This is a genomic window from Occallatibacter savannae (assembly GCF_003131205.1).
Taxonomy (GTDB): domain Bacteria; phylum Acidobacteriota; class Terriglobia; order Terriglobales; family Acidobacteriaceae; genus Telmatobacter; species Telmatobacter savannae.
In genome coordinates this window covers 1,699,594-1,719,700 of record NZ_QFFY01000001.1, presented here as the reverse complement: position 1 = coordinate 1,719,700, position 20,107 = coordinate 1,699,594, and the positions used below count along the sequence as shown (strand labels likewise).

The 20,107-nt window shown below is 60.0% G+C and carries 16 protein-coding genes and 1 tRNA gene; 6 read left to right on the top strand and 11 right to left on the bottom strand.

The window, feature by feature from the left end:
- The first annotated feature begins 178 nt into the window (after window positions 1-178).
- A complete protein-coding gene (locus tag DHV10_RS07530; protein WP_109485612.1) occupies window positions 179-1,516 on the top strand; it encodes a Gfo/Idh/MocA family protein in 1,338 nt (445 codons plus the stop codon).
- Between the two features lie 100 nt (window positions 1,517-1,616).
- On the opposite strand, the gene DHV10_RS26980 is transcribed toward DHV10_RS07530, so the two are convergent.
- Window positions 1,617-1,790, bottom strand: coding sequence for a hypothetical protein (locus DHV10_RS26980; RefSeq protein ID WP_162601291.1), 174 nt, complete (start codon window positions 1,788-1,790; stop codon window positions 1,617-1,619).
- A 141-nt stretch (window positions 1,791-1,931) separates the two neighbouring features.
- On the opposite strand from DHV10_RS26980, the gene DHV10_RS07525 reads away from it, so the two are divergent.
- Window positions 1,932-2,192, top strand: a complete 261-nt coding sequence (locus DHV10_RS07525) for a hypothetical protein (RefSeq protein ID WP_162601290.1) — start codon at window positions 1,932-1,934, stop codon at window positions 2,190-2,192.
- Here the strand turns inward: DHV10_RS07525 and DHV10_RS07520 are convergent.
- Window positions 2,171-2,245 (bottom strand) — tRNA-Phe (locus DHV10_RS07520). The genes DHV10_RS07525 and DHV10_RS07520 overlap by 22 nt on opposite strands.
- Window positions 2,246-2,439: 194 nt before the next feature.
- Window positions 2,440-3,216 (bottom strand): hypothetical protein, encoded by a 777-nt coding sequence (locus tag DHV10_RS07515; RefSeq protein ID WP_109485610.1) that lies wholly within the window; start codon window positions 3,214-3,216, stop codon window positions 2,440-2,442.
- A gap of 443 nt (window positions 3,217-3,659) precedes the next feature.
- Between DHV10_RS07515 and DHV10_RS07510 the strand changes: the two genes are divergently transcribed.
- The gene (locus DHV10_RS07510; protein ID WP_109485609.1) at window positions 3,660-4,406 is read left to right on the top strand and encodes a TlpA disulfide reductase family protein; all 747 of its coding nucleotides are present in this window, start codon (window positions 3,660-3,662) and stop codon (window positions 4,404-4,406) included.
- 12 nt (window positions 4,407-4,418) lie between these two features.
- On the opposite strand, the gene DHV10_RS07505 is transcribed toward DHV10_RS07510, so the two are convergent.
- Window positions 4,419-6,227, bottom strand: a complete 1,809-nt coding sequence (locus DHV10_RS07505) for an alpha-L-fucosidase (RefSeq protein ID WP_109485608.1) — start codon at window positions 6,225-6,227, stop codon at window positions 4,419-4,421.
- A 215-nt stretch (window positions 6,228-6,442) separates the two neighbouring features.
- Between DHV10_RS07505 and DHV10_RS07500 the strand changes: the two genes are divergently transcribed.
- The 3 genes from DHV10_RS07500 (at window position 6,443) to DHV10_RS07490 (ending at window position 13,022) form a co-directional block, all read left to right on the top strand.
- Entirely contained in the window at window positions 6,443-8,491 is a 2,049-nt protein-coding gene (locus DHV10_RS07500) for a sialate O-acetylesterase (protein ID WP_109485607.1), read from the top strand.
- A gap of 55 nt (window positions 8,492-8,546) precedes the next feature.
- Complete coding sequence (locus DHV10_RS07495; protein WP_239461326.1) at window positions 8,547-11,240, top strand: glycoside hydrolase family 3 C-terminal domain-containing protein; 2,694 nt, start codon at window positions 8,547-8,549, stop codon at window positions 11,238-11,240.
- Between the two features lie 84 nt (window positions 11,241-11,324).
- Window positions 11,325-13,022: a carboxylesterase/lipase family protein gene (locus DHV10_RS07490; protein WP_109485606.1), complete on the top strand. Its 1,698-nt coding sequence runs from the start codon at window positions 11,325-11,327 to the stop codon at window positions 13,020-13,022.
- A gap of 82 nt (window positions 13,023-13,104) precedes the next feature.
- On the opposite strand, the gene DHV10_RS07485 is transcribed toward DHV10_RS07490, so the two are convergent.
- From DHV10_RS07485 to DHV10_RS07455, 7 genes are read right to left on the bottom strand one after another with little or no spacing between them, the layout of a single operon-like run.
- Window positions 13,105-13,683 (bottom strand): YceI family protein, encoded by a 579-nt coding sequence (locus DHV10_RS07485; protein ID WP_239461325.1) that lies wholly within the window; start codon window positions 13,681-13,683, stop codon window positions 13,105-13,107.
- Between the two features lie 12 nt (window positions 13,684-13,695).
- Window positions 13,696-15,573 carry a cbb3-type cytochrome c oxidase subunit II gene (locus DHV10_RS07480; RefSeq protein ID WP_109485605.1) on the bottom strand — a complete coding sequence of 626 codons (1,878 nt, stop codon included), beginning with the start codon at window positions 15,571-15,573 and terminating at the stop codon, window positions 13,696-13,698.
- Window positions 15,563-15,970, bottom strand: coding sequence for a hypothetical protein (locus tag DHV10_RS07475; RefSeq protein WP_109485604.1), 408 nt, complete (start codon window positions 15,968-15,970; stop codon window positions 15,563-15,565). Before DHV10_RS07475 ends, DHV10_RS07480 begins: the two co-directional genes overlap by 11 nt.
- A complete protein-coding gene (locus DHV10_RS07470; protein WP_109485603.1) occupies window positions 15,967-17,298 on the bottom strand; it encodes a heme-copper oxidase family protein in 1,332 nt (443 codons plus the stop codon). The genes DHV10_RS07475 and DHV10_RS07470 overlap by 4 nt, the downstream gene beginning before the upstream one ends.
- Window positions 17,273-17,968: an ABC transporter ATP-binding protein gene (locus DHV10_RS07465; RefSeq protein WP_109485602.1), complete on the bottom strand. Its 696-nt coding sequence runs from the start codon at window positions 17,966-17,968 to the stop codon at window positions 17,273-17,275. The genes DHV10_RS07470 and DHV10_RS07465 overlap by 26 nt, the downstream gene beginning before the upstream one ends.
- Window positions 17,965-19,074, bottom strand: coding sequence for an ABC transporter permease (locus DHV10_RS07460; RefSeq protein ID WP_109485601.1), 1,110 nt, complete (start codon window positions 19,072-19,074; stop codon window positions 17,965-17,967). The genes DHV10_RS07465 and DHV10_RS07460 overlap by 4 nt, the downstream gene beginning before the upstream one ends.
- Window positions 19,071-20,066 (bottom strand): polyprenyl synthetase family protein, encoded by a 996-nt coding sequence (locus tag DHV10_RS07455; protein WP_109485600.1) that lies wholly within the window; start codon window positions 20,064-20,066, stop codon window positions 19,071-19,073. The genes DHV10_RS07460 and DHV10_RS07455 overlap by 4 nt, the downstream gene beginning before the upstream one ends.
- Window positions 20,067-20,107: the final 41 nt, after the last annotated feature.

Below are 20,107 nucleotides of genomic sequence, written 5' to 3'. Positions count from 1 at the left end.
AGAGCAGATTGCTGGCACCACATCATGGATCGCGCCTCTCACTTTTTCAAGCGAAATCGACCACTGGGCCGCTGCAGGACTCGGTCGGCATCGTAGCCCTCAGCCCATTTGGCCAAACACTTTTGCCCATCTTGCTTGCTGCGAAGCCATATACTGATCCAGCTTCCCCGGTGCCCCTATGAACAGACGTGAATTTCTCCACACCACTGCCTTCGGGTTGGCTGCGGCCGCCCTCTCCCCCGCGCAACAGTACGATCGCGAAAAACGTCGTCGAGTCGGTCTGATCGGTTGCGGGTGGTATGGGAAATGCGACCTGTTTCGGCTCATGCAGATATCGCCAGTCGAGGTCGTCTCTTTGTGCGACGTCGATTCGCAGATGCTCTCGGAAGCTGCCGACATGTCCGCCGCCCGGCAGCGCTCCAGAAAGAGGCCTCGCACCTACTCCGATTATCGAAAGATGCTTGCCGAAAAAGATCTGGACCTGGTGTTGATTGCGACGCCCGACCACTGGCATGCCCTGAACATGATTGAAGCCGCAAAGTCCGGCGTGGACATCTATGTTCAGAAACCGATCAGCCGCGACGTACTGGAAGGCAAAGCTATGCTGGCCGCTGCCCGCCAGCACAAGCGCGTCGTCCAGGTCGGCCTGCAGCGTCGCAGCACTCCTCACTTGGTCGAGGCGAAGCAGCGCTTCATCGACGAGGGCAAGCTCGGGAAGATTGCGCTTGTTGAGATCTACTGCTACTACCACATGCGCGCCACGGAGAATCCTCCGGACACCGCGCCGCCGGCAAATCTGGATTACGACGCCTGGACAGGTCCTGCTCCAATGCGGCCTTATAACAGCCTGGTTCATCCCCGCGGCTGGCGCGCGTTCATGGAGTACGGCAATGGCATTGTGGGCGACATGTGCGTTCACATGCTCGACACCACGCGATGGATGCTCGGCTTGGGCTGGCCCACCAGGATTCATTCCACCGGTGGAATCCTTGTCGATACGAAGAGCAAGGCGAACATCACCGACACTCAGACAGCCACCTTTGAATTCCAGGATCTTCGAGTCGTCTGGCAGCACCGCAGTTGGGGCGACCCCCCGGATCCAAACTACCCTTGGGGCGCTACATTTTACGGCGACAAAGGAACGCTAAAGGTCAGCGTGATGAGCTATGACTTTACGCCTCTCGGCAGCGGTCAGCCGGTGCATCGAGACGTCACCTACGAGTTGGAACAATACCCCGAGGATAAGACTGAAAAAGACCTCGAGAAACACGTCGCCCCCGCCATCCGCCATCACATGCAGAACTTCCTCGCCTCCATCGACGCGCGAAGCCGTCCCGTCTCCGACATCGAGCAGGGATACATCTCCACCGCATCGTGCATTTTGGCAAACAACTCGATGAAACTCGGCCGGAGCCTGTCGTGGGATCCTCAGAAGCAGCTCGTGATCGGAGATCCCGAGGCAAACGCACTTTTGCGTCAGGAGTATCGAGCGCCTTACACGCACCCTGAAGCTTAGAACAGAATTGCTGACGATTCGCTAACGGCCGCCGCGAAGCGCTGACTCCGCGTCTGCGAAAAGCTCTGACATTCTCGACGGCCTCCGCGAGCGTTTGCGCTCAGTTCATCGTGTCGTCGGGAAGTTCAGCAAGTTCTTGATGAATGCGGCGCTCCAGGATGGCTTTTAGTTCAACTACAGCAGGGTCTTCCTGGCTCCATTCTTGGCTGGTTTCTACGTGCAGGAGGGTGGCTCTTAGTACTTGGAGAAGATGGCTGGATTTAGGACTGCTCATGGGGAAACCGATATGCTTTAGACGTAGTGTTACACCGACGAAAGCGCTGTGCCGGAATGGTTGGTGACCGCCGTCACAGCAGGTCGAAGCAGCCGGTAAACCGGGAAGCGGCAACTAAGTAGCTCGGAGGCCTCGGTGGAGATGAAACCAGCGATGAAGTTCGACTTGAGGCAGCGGGAGCTGTCAGCATCGGCGGGCTGGCGGATGGCGCAGCACTATCTGCAGAAGACGCAAAAGGTGGTAAATGAATCCAGGGAGGCGCTACAGCGGAGCGAATCTGTCCTTCGCTGGTGTCATGAGTATGGTCCCCCTGTCGACCGCATAGGGCAGGTCGAGTACACCCGCCAGGCTGCGGCGGGGAACGGAATGCAAAGTTTAGATGGTGGCCAGGGACGGGATTGAACCGCCGACGCCGGCCTTTTCAGGGCCGCGCTCTACCACTGAGCTACCTGGCCTCAGTGAAGACTTTCAGTTGCGAATCCTGCGCGGAGTCCGGCGGCGCCGGAAGTAGGAGGGGTACCCGAACAGTGTCCTGCAACGACTGGCCTAGTATAGCAATTCGGCATTCATCGCGCCAAGTCGCGGACGGAACACACCTTGGCCAGCCGACCGCACCAGCGTCGCCAGAATGTCCCGCCCGATTCCTCGATCACAGCTTGTCGTAAACCGCGACTCGCTCGCGGGGCTGGTCAACCTCCTGCGTGGTAATGGTCAATGTTTTGCCATCCGGTGAGACGCTATATTTGCGGTTCTCGATGACCTTCCCTTTTATCTTGAACGTGAGTTCAAAAGGCCCCGCTCCCACTCGTTTGCCTGAGAAGGCGTCGTCCTGCGACGCGTCCGGCCCGCTCTCTCCATAATCTTTACCGTCGAAGTTCATGCTGACCGTTGCCGCGTAGTCAGGCGACTTGAAGGTGAGGCCGCTCTCCTGGTACTGCTCTATATGAAGCTCGTGCGAAGAGTTGTCTTCGATCTTGACGTCTTCCCAGGTCCCCGCCCATCCCGAACCACCGCCCACGCGTTTCAAGATGACAGTGAAATCCGAACCTGAGCCGTCTGGCTTGTACCCTGTCCCTTTGATCGTCTGCGTAGAGCCATCGGCCGAGAGAGTATGCGTCATGGAACTGACGACCTTGCCATTTCTCTTGATCACCATCTTCCACGCATTCGGGCCATCGGGAGCGATAGATCCGGTGCTGCCATCACTGGCCGCTTGATCGGTCCCGTCCGCAGTAATGGTGTCGGATGTCCCGCCCGAGGTGATCCTGTATTTATTTCCGCCCAGGTCTTCGATCTTCATCTGCATGCCCGTGAACGAACTCTTCGAAGCATTCAGTTTCCACTTGCCGACAAACGGATCCTCCGCGGCCCACATGTGCCCTGCAACAAAGAGCGCGAAGGTCATCACGAGCAGTCGTTTGAGCATGATTCATAGCCTCCTTAAGTTTCTGTAGAAACCCGGCATGTTCCGGCGCAGACCGAAGCGCGTCGCGGCTGCGAACGGAGGAAACGAATGCCAGGCCTGAGCGGAAGCCATCTGAGATCGAGCCAATATGCCGGGCAGCATCGAGTCCGCAGCGTTGATCGGTGACCGGAAAAGAGAGATTGAAGATTCTCTCCTTTGCAAGCCGGGTGTCAAGCAGAATCAGAGTTGAAAGAGCAAGGAGTTCGGGCTATTTAGATTTTCAGTCAGAACGAGCTTCGCAAGTCGCGGAAAAGCCATCTCGGCCGCATTGAGGCTTTGCACGCCCTTGCGTATAGTGGAGGGATTCCGCGGCTTTCCTTGCCAGGTCGCAGTGAATTCCTCTTCGATAGCTTCTCTGCTTTTCCAGTCATTTGTGCAAAATTCAGGTGGAGAAATAAGTCTGCATGGCCAGGATCAGGTTCAATCGCATGTTTGTGGCGGGTCTGCTTGCGCCCGTGGCTGCGGTGGTCTCGTACATCATCGTGTACCAGGTGCTCACAACGGCCAGCCACAACCTGAACGGCGATTGGCTGTTTCGCCTCTCGGCTGCCACGGTTGCGATGCTGTTGCCAAGCGTCTTCGTCTTTGTGCTTGCGGCGAGGCAGCGTCGCAGAGCGCCCCTCACCGCACTCTCCAAGCTCGGAATCGCCATAGCGCTATTGACCTTGGGTCTCGCGGCTCGGCCTGTCACGGACGGTGTCCTGCGCTCAAAGCAGGAGCGCAACATGGCGATGCACGACGTGGCCGCTCCTCTATTTGAAACTGCAGACGTGGACGGACACCTCTTCCGTCTCAGCGAGCAGAAGGGCAAGGTCGTTCTCGTGAATCGCTGGGCAACATGGTGCGGCCCGTGTCTCGTGGAGATGCCGGAACTCGACGGGCTCTATCGAGACCGAAAAGATCAGGGACTTGTCGTGTTCGGTTTATCGGATCAGGAGATTGGGATTCAAAAGAAGTTCCTGCAGAAGACCTCTGTCACCTATCCCATGCTGACGATGAGCGATGGAGTACCCGGCTTCTATCGAGATGTCGCCAGGTTCAAGGCGAGCTTCTTGATCGATCGAAACGGCATGCTCCATCCGATTGCAGACACCTCGTCTACGGGAATTAGAAACGCAGTGGATCTGCTCCTGGCCTCGGGTGTCCACTGACAACATCGCGCTCTACGACAGATTGATCTTCAGCGCCGCCGCATAGTCCACTTCCGGCTTGTAGCTCTTCGGCAAAGAAACGCGAAGTGACTCGGCCCCTTGCGTCCAGTCGACTTTGGCATCCGTGCCGAGCAGTTGGACGCGCTCCACCTTGCCGGGCTTCGTGGCCGCAGATGATCCAAGCGACTGCACTTGGATTGCCTCCGACGGCCACCCCAGCGCGATGGCGTAGATAACCGTGTTCGCCTTATTCCGCGTAAAGCGGATGTCTTTCTCCCCGAGCTTGTTCACGCTCTCGCCCTGAAACGATCCCGCTTTGATCGAGTTCGGACCTTCTCCCGAGATCTTCCACGGGCGCGTCTCGTAGATAGCCTCGCCGTTCACCTCCATCCACGACGTGATGCGATCGAGGATCAAGGCCTCCTTGCTGTCGATAGTGCCGTCCGGCCTGCCCGGGACGTTGAGAATAAACGTGCCGTTCTTGCTCACAGTGTCGATCAGCCAGTGGATGGCATCACGCGGGTTGAGATATCCGCCGAACTCCCCCGGCTTCTCGTAGAGATAGCGCAAGTAGTGCCAACCGCCGATGCAAGTTTCAGACTGCCACGCATACTTCATGATTTCGGCAGTAAGCCCGCGCTCGTAATCCGCCACGACAGCTTTCGCAAGGCGATCGGGCACGTCCTTCACGTTGAGTACGGCTTCGAGCTTGCCGCCGTTTTTCGCCAGGCTGTTGTTGTAGAGATACGCCCCGATGTTCATACCCGCCCAGCCCAGCGGCAGCAGCGAGTCATCGAAGTACAGCAGATCCGGATTGTGCTGATCGATCAGATCCCGCGTGCGGTCGTAGAAATTCTTGACATAGGAAACGTCGGGCAGTGCACTTCCCGGATGCTTCACTCCGTACAGGCGCTGCGGATTAAGCCCCTGCCACCACTGTTCCTTGCCGTCCGCTTCGGTCAGACGCCCATCGTAGGGAACGCCCGCAAGAGGGCCAGCCTTATCCGCGCCATGCGACGGCTGGAACCACCACCAGTTGCGCGCCTGGTGCACGGTTACGCCGAAGCGTAGTCCCTGCTTCCGCGCGGCTGCGGCCCAGCCGCCCACCACATCACGGTGCGGCCCGTACGATGCCGCGTTCCACGGATGGTGCTTTGAATTCCATGCGTCGAAGTTGTCATGGTGATTGGCTAGTGCGACAAAGATCCGCGCCCCTGCTTTCTTGTAGCGCGTGATCAGCTCGTCAGGATCCCAGTTGAGCAGCGTCCATTGTGCGCAGAGGTCTTTATAGCCGAACCGCGACGGCGGCCCGTAATGATCGAGATGATATTTGTACTGGCGCTGCCCCTCGACATACATGTTGCGCGCATACCAGTCGCCTGCTTCCGGCACGCACTGCGGCGTCCAGTGCGCCCAGATTCCAAACTTCGCGTCGCGATACCACTCGGGAGCCTCGTAGTCCAGAAGCGAATCCCATGTCGGCTTGAACGGCCCCTCTCCCGCGAGGTCGGGTATCGGCGACTGCATGGGAACGTCATTCCACATCTCGACCGGGGAGTGAACAGGCGTGGGGTTATAGTTCCACGCGGGCTGCTGCCAGTCGGCCTCATCGAGCTTCGTCTCGACGATCGCGCCGTTGCTCACTTTGTAGAAAACGCGTTTCTCCGGCGGAAGCGCGCAGAACTCGGCGTAGTCTCGCGTCAACCGGTTGAACCCCGCGGGAACTCCGGCCGGTGTGTCAGCGGAGGCACGCGCGGCAGAGGAAACGCCTGTGGATGCTGCGGTGGCTGCGAGTAGTTTGCAGAAATCTCTTCGCTGCATATGCGCTCCCGTTTGACGGCCGGATCGGGAAACAAGTTTCTCAAAACTGTTTCTTCTGCGGCAAACAATCTCCGGCATGGTAACTGAATGATCGTGCCCGTATAAAGCGATTTATTGCCCTTGTTCGAGGTTTCGCTTTTCCCGTATAGTCGATGCGTTCTTGAAAGCGCCCGACAGAGAGCACGAAGACAAACGAGCGCCTGAGGCTTGCCTTCATGGGTCAACGATACGGCCGTTCAATTTGCATTCTCGTGATCACGTTGTCGATCGCGGGGTTCCGCGCTGTCTCGCAGCCGACTCCGGGCCAGACAGCGCAGACGCCGAATGCCAAGGCGCTGCCGTTTGTGAGCACCATCTTCGGCGACAACATGGTGCTACAGCGCGGTAAGCCCGATGCAATCTGGGGATGGTCAGATCCGGGCGACACGATTCGCGTTGAGATGGGCGAAAAGACCGCGACCGCTGTTGCCGGCCCCGACCGTCGCTGGCAGCTGAAGATCGACCCGCCCGCAGCCGGCGGCCCGTACACCCTGAAGATCTCCGGACATCAAACCTTCGAGTTGCACAACGTACTCGTAGGCGATGTGTGGCTGTGCGGCGGCCAGTCCAACATGGGCTTGCCGCTGCGGTTCACAAAGAATGCGGACGAAGAGATCAAGGCTGCGAACTATCCGGAGATCCGCTTCTTCACCGTCGCAGGGCATCCGGCTTACCACCACGTGGATGTGATTGATGGCAAGTGGCAGGCCGTTTCCCCAGAGACTGCAAGCTGGATCTCTGCGGTCGGCTACTACTTCGCCCGCCGCGTGCAGAAAGACGTTCACATTCCAATCGGCCTGGTGGTCGACGCAGTCGGCGGAACCCCGGCAGAGTCCTGGACGAGCGAGGCGTCCCTCAGGCCGCTGCACGACTTCGACATCCCGCTGGCCGAACTCGACCGTCTCAAGAGCGAGAATGCTCCCGAGTACGGCAACTACGTGATGCACTGGTACGACCGCTACGACACCGGGCAGAAGAATCACTGGGCCGCGCCGGAACTGGATGATTCCGCCTGGAAGTCCGTGCCCGTCCCGGGCGGCTTTGCTGAACTGGGCGTGCCCGATACCCCTGCTGTCGCATGGTTCCGCAAAGAGATCGTGCTGCCCGATCCCTTGCCGAAGGCCACTCCTCAGCCAACGCCTGCTCCCGGACCGTTCCCGCGCAGCGGCAACATGCTTTCGCTCGGTGAGATCGAGCGCATGGACACTGCCTATGTGAATGGCATTGAAGTCGGCGGAAGTTCGTGGGTCGAAAACCCGCGCAGATATTTCATCCGCGACGGCATTCTGAAGCCGGGCCGAAATATCATCGCAATCCGCGTACTGAAATCGAAGCCGGTCGGCGGCTTTCTCTCCAAGCCCGAAGAACTCAACCTGACCCTTGCGGATGGTACGAAGATTCCGCTTGCCGGTGAGTGGAAGGCGAAGCTCAGCGTCGATGCAAAGCCCCCGCAGGAGCTGCCGATCGCGTACGAGAACTGGCCCATCATGCCCGCAGTCCTGTACGAGGGCATGCTCTCGCCCATTGCGCCAATCTCAATTACTGGAGCGATCTGGTACCAGGGCGAGCAGAACTCCCCGCGCGGCTACCAGTACCGCAAAATCCTTCCCGCCATGATTGCGGACTGGCGCGCTCTCTTCGCGCAAGGAGACTTCCCGTTCTACATCGTCAGCCTGCCGGCGTTCACCAAACACAGCGATACTCCCGTGAACGGAGACGACTGGACGGAGCTGCGCGAGTCGCAGGCGGTCGCGGCTGCGGCTGTCCCCAACGCATGCCTCGCGGTGACCATCGATACCGGCGAGGCCGACAACATTCACTCCAAAGACAAAGAGCCCGTAGGTGATCGATTGGCGCGCTGCGCACTGGCGAAGCAATACGGCGAAAAGATTGTCTACTCCGGACCCACGCTCGAGTCCGTGGAGCGCGCCCCCGGAGCAATTCGTCTGCATTTCGCGCACACTGACGGCGGGCTTGTGACGAAGGGCGATAAGCTGGGCGAATTTTCCATCGCAGGGGACGACCGCAACTGGGTTTGGGCCGATGCGCACATCGAGGGAGACACCGTGGTGGTGTCCTCGCCTGCAGTGCCGCACCCGACCGAGGTGCGCTACGCATGGCAATCAAACCCTGTGGCAACACTTTTCAACGGTGCGGGATTGCCCGCGGCACCGTTCCGTACAGATAACTGGCCTGGCAAGACAGAGGGCGTGAGACCGTATTGAACTTATCAGCGGAACTCACAACAGCATTTCTTTAACGAGGTACCGGAGAAGACCAATGAAAAGCGGATTGACGCGAATTGTGATTTGCATGGTTGCTGCTGGAGCGCTGAGCGCGGGTGCGGTGGCGCAGAACGCAGCAGAGGGGAAGAGCTCTGAGGATACGGCGAAGATGCCGTTTATGAATCCGCAGCTGTCCCCGGAGCAGCGTGCCATCGACCTCGTCCACCGCATGACGCTCGAAGAGAAGGCGACCCAGATGCAGAACAACTCGGCCGCTGTGCCGAGGCTTAAGATTCCGAAATACCAGTGGTGGAGCGAAGCTCTCCACGGCGTCATCAACGAAGGTGTCACGGAGTATCCGGAGCCGGTGGGCCTTGCTGCAACATTTGACGCGCCCGGCATTCACACCATGGCCGGCCAGATCGGCATCGAGGGACGCATCAAGCACGTCCAGAACGACCGCGAGGGCCACACCGGCATCATGGGTGGGCTCGATTTCTGGTCGCCCAATCTGAACATCTTCCGCGATCCGCGCTGGGGCCGCGGGCAGGAGACCTACGGTGAAGATCCATTCCTTACCGGGCGTATGGGCGTCGCCTACGTCACCGGACTTCAGGGCACCGATCCCAAGTACTACCTTGGTATTGCCACGCCCAAGCACTACGCCGTGCACAGCGGACCCGAGCCGACGCGCCACTTCGCCGATGTCGACGTGAGCAAGCACGACCAGGTGGATACCTACGAACCGGCCTTCCGCGCAGCCGTCGTTGAAGGTAAAGCTGGCTCGGTGATGTGCGCGTACAACGCCATCAACGGCGAGCCGGCCTGCGCGAATCAGTACCTCTTGCAGGATCAGCTCCGTGGCAAATGGGGATTCCAGGGCTACGTAGTTTCAGACTGCGACGCGGTCCGTGACGTTGCGGCAAACCATCGCTATCGTGCGACTCAGGCTCAAGGCGCAGCGATCTCGGTGATCCGCGGCATGGACAACGAGTGCGTCACCTTCACGCAGCGCTTCGGCGAACCGGTCGAGAAGGCGTATGTCGACGCCGTGCAGCAGGGCTATCTTCCTGAGAGCGTGCTCGACAATGCTCTGGTGCGGCTCTTCACCGCGCGCATGAAGCTGGGCATGTTCGATCCGCCGGACATGGTTCCGTACGCGAAGATCGACGAGAAGGAACTGGACAGCGCTGAGCACCGCGCCCACGCTCTCAAGCTGGCTAACGAATCGATGGTGCTGCTCAAGAACGATGGAACGCTGCCCCTGAAGCCCTCGATCAAGAAGATTGCCGTCGTCGGGCCTCTTGCCGATCAGACTCGCCCATTGATCGGAAACTACGCGGGACAGCCCACCAAAATCGTCTCCATCCTCGACGGGCTCAAGGCGGAGTTCCCCGGTGTCGCCTTCACGTTTGTACCGGGAACGCAATTCCTCCGCACCGATGGAACACCTGTACCGGACGCAGTATTGACAACACCCGACGGCAAGCCCGGCCTCAAAGCCGACTACAACGAAGGCATGCGGCGCGGACCGGGTCAGGCACAAAACACGCCTTCGCTGGCGAGCCGCACGGAACCCAATATCAAACTCACAGAGGAAAACCTGCCCAAGGAAGTCGCTGGCAAGAAGACTTTCGGCGTCCAGTGGTCCGGCTTCCTTACGCCGAACGAATCGGGCGATTTCCTCATCGGCGTTCGCTGCGAGGGATTTGGCCGTGTAGCGGTAGACGAGAAGCAGGTGGCCATGGCCTTCGGCGGCGGTACACGCGGCCTTTCGTCCGCCGTTGGTCGCGTTCATCTCGAGAAGGGACGCAAGGTCGCCATCGAAGTCTCCTATGGAACGCGAAATAGCAGCAACCCGCATGCGGAGCTGATCTGGGCAAAGGTGAACAACGCCCCGTCACAAGAGGCCATCGCTGCGGCGAAGAACGCCGACGCGGTCATCGCAGTCGTGGGAATCACCAGCCAGCTTGAAGGCGAAGAAATGCCCGTCAGCGAGCCCGGCTTCCTCGGCGGAGACCGCACCAGCATCGACCTGCCCCAGCCCGAAGAAGACCTCGTCGAGGCCGTAGCTTCAACCGGCAAACCGCTCGCGGTCGTGCTCATGAACGGCAGCGCCCTGGCAGTGAACTGGATCAACGAACACGCAAACGCCGTCGTTGAGGCGTGGTATCCGGGCGAAGAGGGCGGCGCGGCCGTTGCTCAAACGCTTAGCGGGAAAAACAATCCCGCAGGCCGCTTGCCCGTCACGTTCTACAAAGGCGTCGATCAGCTGCCCAACTTCGAAGACTACGGCATGGCGAACCGCACCTATCGCTACTTCAGCGGCAAGCCACTCTATCCCTTCGGCTATGGACTGAGCTACACCAAGTTCAGCTACAGCGATCTGAGCGTTCCGGCACAACCAGTTGCTGCCGGGCAGCCGGTCACTGCAGACGTTACGGTCATGAACACGGGCAAGCTCGCGGGCGACGAAGTAGTGCAGGTCTACCTCAAGTTCCCGCAGATGAAAGGCGCTCCGAACCTCGCCCTGCGCGGCTTCGAGCGAATCCACCTCGACGCCGGCGCAAGCCAGAAGGTTCACTTCGAGCTCAAGCCGCGCGACCTCGGGATGGTGACGGAAGATGGAAGTCCCATCATTGCGCAGGGTGAGTACACCATCAGCATCGGCGGCGGCCAGCCCGATACAGCAGCGCCGGTTGCTACCGGCAAATTCCACATCGATGGACAGTACGCATTGCCTGAATAAGAACACTAGCGCCGGTCAGTTCTTTGGCCTGCCGGCGCGGTTTCTCAGCCGATCCACGCACAAACACGAGAGGAGATGCTGTCAATGGCGAAATCGAAAGATTCAGTTGTTCTCACGCGGCGCGAGGCGCTGCTGCTGTCCACCACCGCAGGGCTGGGTGCGGCGCTCAGCAAGCCGGCATTCGCTTCTGACAGCGTGAAAACTGGCGTTCATCAGGAGCCCGGCAATGTCTCGACCCCGCGCACAGCCGTCGCCAGGACGCAATACGGCAAGGTGCGCGGCTTTGTAGATGGCGGCGTGCTTACGTTTAAGGGCGTGCCCTACGGCGCAACCACCGCCGGCGAGAATCGCTGGCTTCCTGCGAAGCCCCCGGCCCCATGGACGGATGAATTCCCGGCATTGACCTATGGCGGAAACTGCCCGCAGACTCTGCATCCCTGGACCAGCACCGAACAGACGTTTCTCTTCGACTGGGATGACGGATGGCAGAGCGAAGACATGCTCAAGCTGAACATCTGGACTCCCAGCCTGACAGGAAAACGCCCCGTGATGTTCTACATGCACGGTGGCGGCTTCAGCTTCGGCTCATCGTACGAGCTCCCTTCGCACGAAGGCGCGCAGATGGCACGCCACCACGATGTCGTGCAGGTCTCCGTCAATCACCGCCTCAACATCCTTGGGTTCCTCGATGCCTCGGAGATCGGCGGCTCCGCATACGAAGACTCGGCCAACGTCGGGATGACCGACCTCGTCGCCGCGCTGAAGTGGGTTCACGACAACATCGAGAACTTCGGCGGCGACCCGGATCGCGTGATGATCTACGGCCAATCCGGCGGCGGCTCCAAGGTGACCACACTCATGGGAATGCCGTCCGCAGTTAGCCTCTTCCATCGCGCGTCTGCGCAGTCGGGCGGAGGCGGCAACATCCCCAGCCGCGATCAGCAGAAAGAACTCGCGCGGCAGACCATGAAGGAGCTCGGGCTTGCTCCCAACGACATCGGCGCCCTGCAGAAAATGGAATGGGCAAAGCTCTTCGCAGCCGGTAACGCCGCGGCGGCCAAAATCAATCCCGCGGGACCGCCGATGATGGGCCCCGGCGCGCCCGGCACTCCGCGCGTAGGCTGGTCGCCCTCCGTAGATGGAAAGCTCATCACCATGCGCTCGTTCTTTGATGCGGCGCCAGAGGTCTCCAAAAACGTGCCGATGCTCGTGGGCTCCGTCAGCGAAGAAGGCAACCAGATGTCTTCGCGCCCCACGGAAGAAGAGTGGCATGCCGACCTCACCAAGACATACGGCGAGCAGAAAGCGACCGCAATTGTCGCGGCGTTAAAGAAGGCCTATCCCCAGAAGAAGATTCAGACCCTGTCGTACATGTGCAGCGGCAAGCCGGGCTTGAACGGGCTCGGCATGAGGAACAACGTGGCCAAAATGGCGCGCTTGAAGTACGAACAGAAGGGTGCGCCGGTGTACGCGTGGTACTTCACCTGGCAATCGCCCATGCTCGATGGCGTCGCCGGCGCGTGGCACACAGCCGAATTGCAGTTCTGCTTCGACAACACAAAGCGCTGCGAGCAGGGAACCGGAAACACTCCAGAGGCACAGGCACTCGCGAAGAAAATGGCATCGTCCTGGGCAGCGTTTGCGGCCACCGGCACTCCCGGCATCCCGGGCCTGAAGTGGGCGCCCACCGATCCCGAGAAGAACGGCACCATGATCTTCGATAACGAATGCAGGATGGTCGACGACCCGGAGGGAGAAGCCCGCAAGATCATCCTGACCTGATGCGCCTCATCTTCAGAACGACCATGTAGTCATCTGACGAGAGAGGTTCCCATCGATTTGCAGCTCGGCTTTCCTCACGCCCCTAAGACGCGGGCGAGACCGTGCCCACAAGGTTCAGATCGATGTGAACCTCTTTTGCCACTTTGAGGATAAACACGCTCGGATCCTTGAGTCCCCACTTCACGTACGGTACGACGAAGCTGCCCTTGGCAGTCAGATTCTGTCCGTCGATGTGAATCTGCATCGGAACCGTGAGATCGTGCGGCGTTCCGTGCAGCGTGAAAGTCCCCGAAACCTGAATCGTCGAGTCGCCCGTCGCAGCAATGGAACCCGTATAGTTCTGCGGTTGGAACGTGACATCGGCGAAGCGCTCGGCCTCCAGAACCTTCTGGTGCATGGTCTTGTCGCGCCCATTATCACCGCTCTCGCCGCTCATCGCGGACACAACAACGTTGCCCGACATCTTCGGCGCGCTTCGATCGAACTGAATCGTCCCGCTCGTTACGTGAAATGTTCCGTGCACCTCATGCCCCGTACCGGTAAGAGCAAAGCCGACGCTGCTGTTCGCTGGACTTACCGTGAACGTCTGCTGTTGCGCAAATGCGCCTGCGCCAAAAAGAAAAGGGAAGGCCATGATGAGTGTTCTTGCAATGTTCTTCATACGGGTCTCCTGTCAGTGTGTTGAGGTTTGCGAAACATCCTGCATCGGCGCAAGCTTCAAAAAAAGAGCAACGGATGCAATTTGCTGGTCGTTCAGATACTCATGTCCCGGCATGTCCGTGCCGAACACTCCAAATCTCGATATCACCGCGATCCTGCCTAAAGTCTGTTGCGCTGCGTAGCCGCGAAGCTCCGGCAATGTCTGAGGTACGATGCGCCAGTACCCCAGCCAGCGCAGCCGCGTGGCGCCCTGCGCATCGTGACACGTAGCGCAATGCCGCTGATACAGTCGCCGCCCTTCATCTGCATTCGCGCTCGCCAGCGCCGCCGAAGTCGGCGACCAAGCCTCTTCTCGCTCCCGCTGTAGCTGCTCGCCGGGTCCGTGCAGACTCGACAAATATGCAACCAGATCATTGCCTCTCCCATCGGCGAACAGAAATGCATACGACGGCATCGGCGAGCCATAGCTGACCTCGGCCGGATTCATCAGGTGCGCCTTCAGCCACAGCGCAGATCGGCGCAGCCCCACCTGCGACAGGTCCGGCCCCTGTCGCCGATTGCCGATCAGCGGCGGCTTCTGCGCATGAAGTTCCTCCATCGACTCGGTCGGTCCCCACATCGCAACATCAGGGCTGTTGGGCCGCACATATTGAGAGTGGCAACTGATGCACCCTTCCGAGATATAGATCTGGCGTCCGCGTTCAACCGGACTCAGAGTCTCCGATGCCTGCTGCGGCATCAGCGCATAGAGCACAAATGCCACTGCACCAGCGCCGGCAATCACCGCGGTTTCACGCGCGCTGCCTCTGACGATCGTCACGATCACCGGCGCAAGAACGACGCATCCTGCTACTACAACAAACCCGAGAGGCACGTGCCCCAGGTTCTGTCCCATCCCTATTCCCAGTGCCGATCCCATCCACCCTGCGATCGCGTAGATCCACCCCGCCTGTCTGCCGCGGTCCTCTGGCGAGTCAGCACGCGTCAGAAACGATGGATAGGCCACCAGAGCCACCGAATAAAAAGAAACTCCCACCGGATAGAACAACGAAGCACTCAGAATGAGCGCAGGATGCTGAAGCAGCACGCACGCAAAGCCGAGCGCTGCAAAAGCGAGGGCAAGCGCCACCCGTGCGCGGCCGCTCTGCACAAGTGCCGCCGAGGCCAGGGCTGCCAGAAAGTGAAGCGCGCCGTTCGTCCACAGGTGCACACTCCCCAGCCACGTTCCGGACTTCAGAGCCGGAGTGTGCTGAATGATGAAAAAGGCCGCAGAATCCAGCCAGATCAGTGCGGCGAACGAAACCAGTGCAATCGGGAACGACATGCGCGTTCCGGCGGTGTACTCTTCTGGTGCGTGCGGCTCAGACCCGAGCGGCAAAAGCATCGCAATCAGACACAGCGTCGCCGCGAGGATGGCCTGTTCCTCGGGAGCCGCGGTAAACACGGGCGGCACGTTGCAGATCAAGTACGCAATTCCCGTACCCAGCCCCACATAAACAATCCCTCGCCGATCTCCAGTCCATTGGCGCAGATGCGTGACCAGCGTTACGGTGGTGATGCCCAACCCGGCTCCAATCAGAAACGCGACGCAGGCGCCGGCAGCAATTCCCAGCGGCAACAATGTCAGCAGTGCCGCCACCGCGCAGATTGCAAGTCCCACGCGCAAACGCCTTGCGGGCTCCGGCACCACGCGCAAGCGGGGAGTCAGAAGGCTGAAGAGAATGCCGCCCGCAGCCATGGCTGCCATCACCATCTTCAGCGCGTTCCCGTCCACGCCGAGTTCCGCCAGTCGCGTCAGGAATGCGAACTGCGCGAAGATCAGGAAGTAGACATAAACCACGGCGATAAGCGCTACGCCGCGCCAGCCCGATGCTGAGGCCCTATCGCGCATCGCGCAGCCATCCTCTGCGCAGTCCAACCGCCTGAATCACCGCACACGTTCCATCGAAGACAACAACGCTCAACCACGCCGGCTGCAGATTTCCGATCGAGATTTCCGGAAGCAGGTAAAGAGCAACCGCCGCGCGCGTCAATGCGGTAAGGAACCACACAGTCTCGATGCGTTCCAGCGAAGAGGGCAATTGCAGAATGCGTGCGCCATACAGACAGGCCAGCCCGACTGACAAAACAAAGGCTCCAATGTAGCTGATGTAGGGCAATGCATCCGCCGGAGCACGCACGCCCATCATGCGCAGCGTAAACGCCGGAGCGGCGCACAGCGCAATACCCGTGAGCGTGTCTGACAGCCCCGTCACCAGTTGATAGGCAAACAGTACAGGGCGCCTCATGCCACCTTCACCCCGGGCAATTCAAGTTCTCGCGACACGGAGCGTTTCGTCTTCAGTGCCAACGATGCAAGCAGCCACTCAACCGAACCGGCAAGCATGGAGATTCCCGTGAGCAGGCGGATCACGTAAAGCACATTACGCGCCGTGCCGGGCACAATCGTGAACGCAGGGTCGGCACCTTCCACCCATCCCGCAACCATGATCACAACCACGTACGCTAGCACCCCGAGATTCCACGCATAGAAAGACCACGTTCGATTCAGAATCCACGCGTCCTCTTCCCCCAGCACCTGCACCAGGATGAAAATCACGTAGGCACTCAGAAACCCCGCCACAGCAAGCAGTGAGTGGCCCACCAGCGCGTCGGTGAACTTCACCCGATCGAGCACTCCCGGCAGGAACATGATCCACCCGGTAATGACCAGTCCCGCCCACCACGCGAGGAAGGCCGTTCTCCAGCGCCGTGTTGCCGGCGTCCACTCAAATCGCGCGTAGTAGGCGCGCACCAGCGGTACCCACACCAGCACGCTGGCCAGGCTCAGATACTGAGCCGGAATTCGATGGCTCACATCTCCCGAGCCCAGCAGCGCTGTCAGCGCGCACTCCGCAAAGAACACCGCGCAGCAGATGCTCGCCGTCCGGCGTACTCCCTTCAGCGGCCTCGCCACGCCAAACGGAACCGCGAGCAGGATCAGAACAACCCCGAGCGTCGATTCAAGCTGACTCGCGCCTGTCGGACCGCCCGTTGCAGGATCGATCGCCGGATAGCTGTTCGGGCTTGATGCCGCGAAAATCGCAATTGGCACGGGCAGCAGGCTCAGCAACCCCGTGAGTCTTGCGAGAAACTTGATGCGCTCGCCGGCCCCGCGCTTCCGATTTCTCACAAACGCGATCGCCAGCAGAATCCACAGCGCCAGCAGCGCGAGCGGAAAGAAGAAGCGCGCGTAGCCCGACCAGTCCAGAAACAGCTTGCCGCTCGAGTGCCCTTGCAGCCAGCTGTACGAGCCCACCACCAGCGCAGCGGACCACAACCACACAACCGGCCGGCACCACGGGGCCAGGCTCCCTCGATCCGCACCGTACGCTTTGAACAAGAGCGCCAGCATCGGCAGGCTGCACCAGCCAAACAATGCCGTGTTCATGTGCACCATCATCCACCGGCCGTACGTCCATTCGCCTAACCACGGGTTCAGCCGCGGCAGCAGCAGAGGAATGGCGATCATCACGCCCAGAGCATTGCCGAACACAAGCCAGCCCAGCGCATGCTGCACGGCCGCGGTCACGCCGGCAGACCGACCCGCTTCAGCGGTCCGTACGGATTCGTCCATCGTGCATCTCCAGCACCCGATCGCATGCGGCTGCCAGTGCGCGATCGTGCGTCGCCATCAGCAGCGTCACGTGCTCCGTGTGCGCCAGATCGAGCAGCAGATCAAAAACCGCGCCGCTGGTCTTCTCATCGAGAGATCCCGTCGGCTCATCTGCCAGCAAAATCCCCGGCCTGTTCATCAGCGCTCTGCAAATCGCAGTGCGCTGGCGCTCCCCGCCAGACAGCTTCTGAATTCGATGCTTCAAACGATGCCCGAGGCCCGTCCTCACCGCCAACTCCTTCAGCCGATCCAATGCGGCGCCGCGTGGTGTGCCCGCCGCCACAGCCGGCAGCAGGCAGTTCTCCTCCATCGTCAGATCCGGCACCAGATTGTGAAGCTGAAACACGAAGCCAACCTCATGCCTCATAAACTGCACCATATCGCGATTGCGTCCCAGCGTCTTACCGTTGACCGTGATCGTTCCCCGCGTAGGCTCATCCAGTCCGCCGATCAGGTGCAGCAGGGTGCTCTTCCCGCAGCCCGAGGGGCCGCACAAGGCAATCGCCTCCCCCTTATACGCTTCAAGATCGACACCATTCAGCACAGAAATCGTGCCCTCGTCGTAGCTCTTCCACACCTGTGAAGCTCTTATCACGACGGAAGAATCGCTGGCTTTGCTCTCGACTGTCATTCGAAGCGCAGCGCCTCCACCGGCTTGATGCGCATCGCGTAAGCGGCGGGATAAAGAGCCCCCGCCAGCCCTGTCAGTAGCGCCAGCAGCACCACAACAAGCATCAGCGCCGGATGAATCGTTACATCCACGTACCCGTGCAGCGCGGGCACCTCCTTCAGCGCGTACAACGCCGCCCCGCCAAGCGCCAGCCCGCACAAGGCTCCTGTTACCGCCACAATCGCCGACTCCCCGAAAATGGTCGCGGCAATCTGCCCCTTTGCAAAACCGTTCACGCGCAGGATTGCGATCTCGCGAATCCTGGTGAAGACCGACATGATCATGGTGTTCGCAACCCCGAGCCCGCCCAGCGCAAGTCCGGCGCCTCCTACTGCCCATGCCGTCGCTTTCAATATCTTGAACTGCGAATACGACCGCGAGAACTCCGCATCCTCCAGCGCAATCAGGTTCGGAAATCGCGCGTGGACCTCCGCCTTGAACGCCGCCGCATCTTCCTTGTTGCGCAGCTTGATGGTGATAACCGAAGAACCCTCTTTATGAAAGAACTTCTGCGCGGCTTCGAGAGGCATGAAAACTCCCCCATCCTCAAAACCGTTGCGTGTGCGGATCACCCCCATCACGTGAAACGTCCCATGCCCGATCGGCACGTCCTTTCCGGTCGACGTCTCGAGAAACTCCGCCGCGCGCTCTCCAAGTACAACGGAGTTGCCGCCCTTTCCAAACTGCCCTGCATCGCCTGAAACCCAGCTGGCATTGCGGATGCGCGCATCCTCTGCAGTTACGCCAAAGCATGTAATGATCGGATGATCCGCGCTCGAGACAACGCCGAACAACACCGGATCCGCATGACTCACCATGGGCCACGCGGCGATCTGGTCCCTGGCCGCCGGCGAAACGTCGCTGAAAAACAGATCTGAAACATTCCGCTCGAACACAATCAGCTCCGACCCGCTCGACAGGATGTTCGAAAACATCCCTACGGCTCCTTCCAGCACGGTCACCACCGTCAGCATCGCTGCAACGCTGAAGGCAATGCCGGCGATGCTGATGAGGGTGCGGATCTTGTGCCGCAAAAGATTGACCAGGATCAGTCGGAGAAAGATCATCGTTTCTTGTCGATCGGAATGGCTCCTGCACCTTCGATGACGCGGTCCAGTTCATCCTTCAGTGTCGCGCGAAACTCCCCGAGAAAGCTCAGCGACGGGCGAATCTTCATCAGCATTCTCAAGTTCCAGTCGCCGATATGCAAAAGACGAAGGAGCCGGTTCATCGCTCCCCCGACCCCGATGGCGAGAACCATATTTGGCCGGCCCAGGAACTCATCGCGCGCCGCCGTCTTCCCCGACGAGGCCGAACTCTCCAGCACATCCTTCAGGTCATCCACAATCTGATAGCTCAGACCCCAGCAGGTGCTGATCCGGTGCAGCAGCTGCAGTTCCCGCTGGCTTGCGCCTCCCGCCATGGCCGGCAGCACAAGCGTCAGCGAAATCAGCGAGACGGTTTTTCCTTGCGCTACGCGTTCCGTGCTGTCCACCGTGTGCGGCAGCTTGAAGTAATTCAGGTCCAGGCTCTGTCCGTTCAGCAGCCCTTCGGTGCCAAGGTGCTGCTCGAGATAAGCCTGCGCCTCCTGCTGATGTGCCGGCGGGCACGCCGCGATCGCCCTCCACGCAAGCGCATACGCCCGGTTGATCAACGCCAGTGCGCTCAGAATCGCACTCGCTTCCCCATACTCCACGTGAACGCAGGATGCGCCGCGCCTCATCGTCGCGTTATCCATGCAGGGCAGGTCATCGAACACAAGCGATGCCGTATGAAAGTATTCGAGCGCAATGGCAAGGTTCGTCGCCGCCTGTTCTTCCACGCCATAGGCGGTTGCCAGCCGGTGCACGATGCGGGGCCGTACCATGCTTCCGGGGTGGCTCAGCAGGTATTCGATCGCGCCAGCCAGCGTAGGCTCCACCCGCGTCGACACGGGCAGCCCCTCTTTGAATGCGGCAAGCAATCGCCTCATCGTGGCATCTCGCCTGCCGGCCGGGATCAGATCCTGACGAATCGCATTCCTCCACTGTTTGATTTCGGCGATGCTGCCCGGTGCCATGCTCTTCTCCGAATCCTGCGCGAATGTGATTCTGAGACGCT

Coding starts and splice junctions, on each gene's coding strand:
- DHV10_RS07485 (WP_239461325.1), bottom strand. CDS start 13,683: ATGAAGAACATTGCAAGAACACTCATCATGGCCTTCCCTTTTCTTTTT.
- DHV10_RS07490 (WP_109485606.1), top strand. CDS start 11,325: ATGGCGAAATCGAAAGATTCAGTTGTTCTCACGCGGCGCGAGGCGCTG.
- DHV10_RS07525 (WP_162601290.1), top strand. CDS start 1,932: ATGAAACCAGCGATGAAGTTCGACTTGAGGCAGCGGGAGCTGTCAGCA.
- DHV10_RS07455 (WP_109485600.1), bottom strand. CDS start 20,066: ATGGCACCGGGCAGCATCGCCGAAATCAAACAGTGGAGGAATGCGATT.
- DHV10_RS07460 (WP_109485601.1), bottom strand. CDS start 19,074: ATGATCTTTCTCCGACTGATCCTGGTCAATCTTTTGCGGCACAAGATC.
- DHV10_RS07480 (WP_109485605.1), bottom strand. CDS start 15,573: ATGCGCGATAGGGCCTCAGCATCGGGCTGGCGCGGCGTAGCGCTTATC.
- DHV10_RS07470 (WP_109485603.1), bottom strand. CDS start 17,298: ATGGACGAATCCGTACGGACCGCTGAAGCGGGTCGGTCTGCCGGCGTG.
- DHV10_RS07475 (WP_109485604.1), bottom strand. CDS start 15,970: ATGAGGCGCCCTGTACTGTTTGCCTATCAACTGGTGACGGGGCTGTCA.
- DHV10_RS26980 (WP_162601291.1), bottom strand. CDS start 1,790: ATGAGCAGTCCTAAATCCAGCCATCTTCTCCAAGTACTAAGAGCCACC.
- DHV10_RS07510 (WP_109485609.1), top strand. CDS start 3,660: ATGGCCAGGATCAGGTTCAATCGCATGTTTGTGGCGGGTCTGCTTGCG.
- DHV10_RS07505 (WP_109485608.1), bottom strand. CDS start 6,227: ATGCAGCGAAGAGATTTCTGCAAACTACTCGCAGCCACCGCAGCATCC.
- DHV10_RS07495 (WP_239461326.1), top strand. CDS start 8,547: ATGAAAAGCGGATTGACGCGAATTGTGATTTGCATGGTTGCTGCTGGA.
- DHV10_RS07500 (WP_109485607.1), top strand. CDS start 6,443: ATGGGTCAACGATACGGCCGTTCAATTTGCATTCTCGTGATCACGTTG.
- DHV10_RS07465 (WP_109485602.1), bottom strand. CDS start 17,968: ATGACAGTCGAGAGCAAAGCCAGCGATTCTTCCGTCGTGATAAGAGCT.
- DHV10_RS07530 (WP_109485612.1), top strand. CDS start 179: ATGAACAGACGTGAATTTCTCCACACCACTGCCTTCGGGTTGGCTGCG.
- DHV10_RS07515 (WP_109485610.1), bottom strand. CDS start 3,216: ATGCTCAAACGACTGCTCGTGATGACCTTCGCGCTCTTTGTTGCAGGG.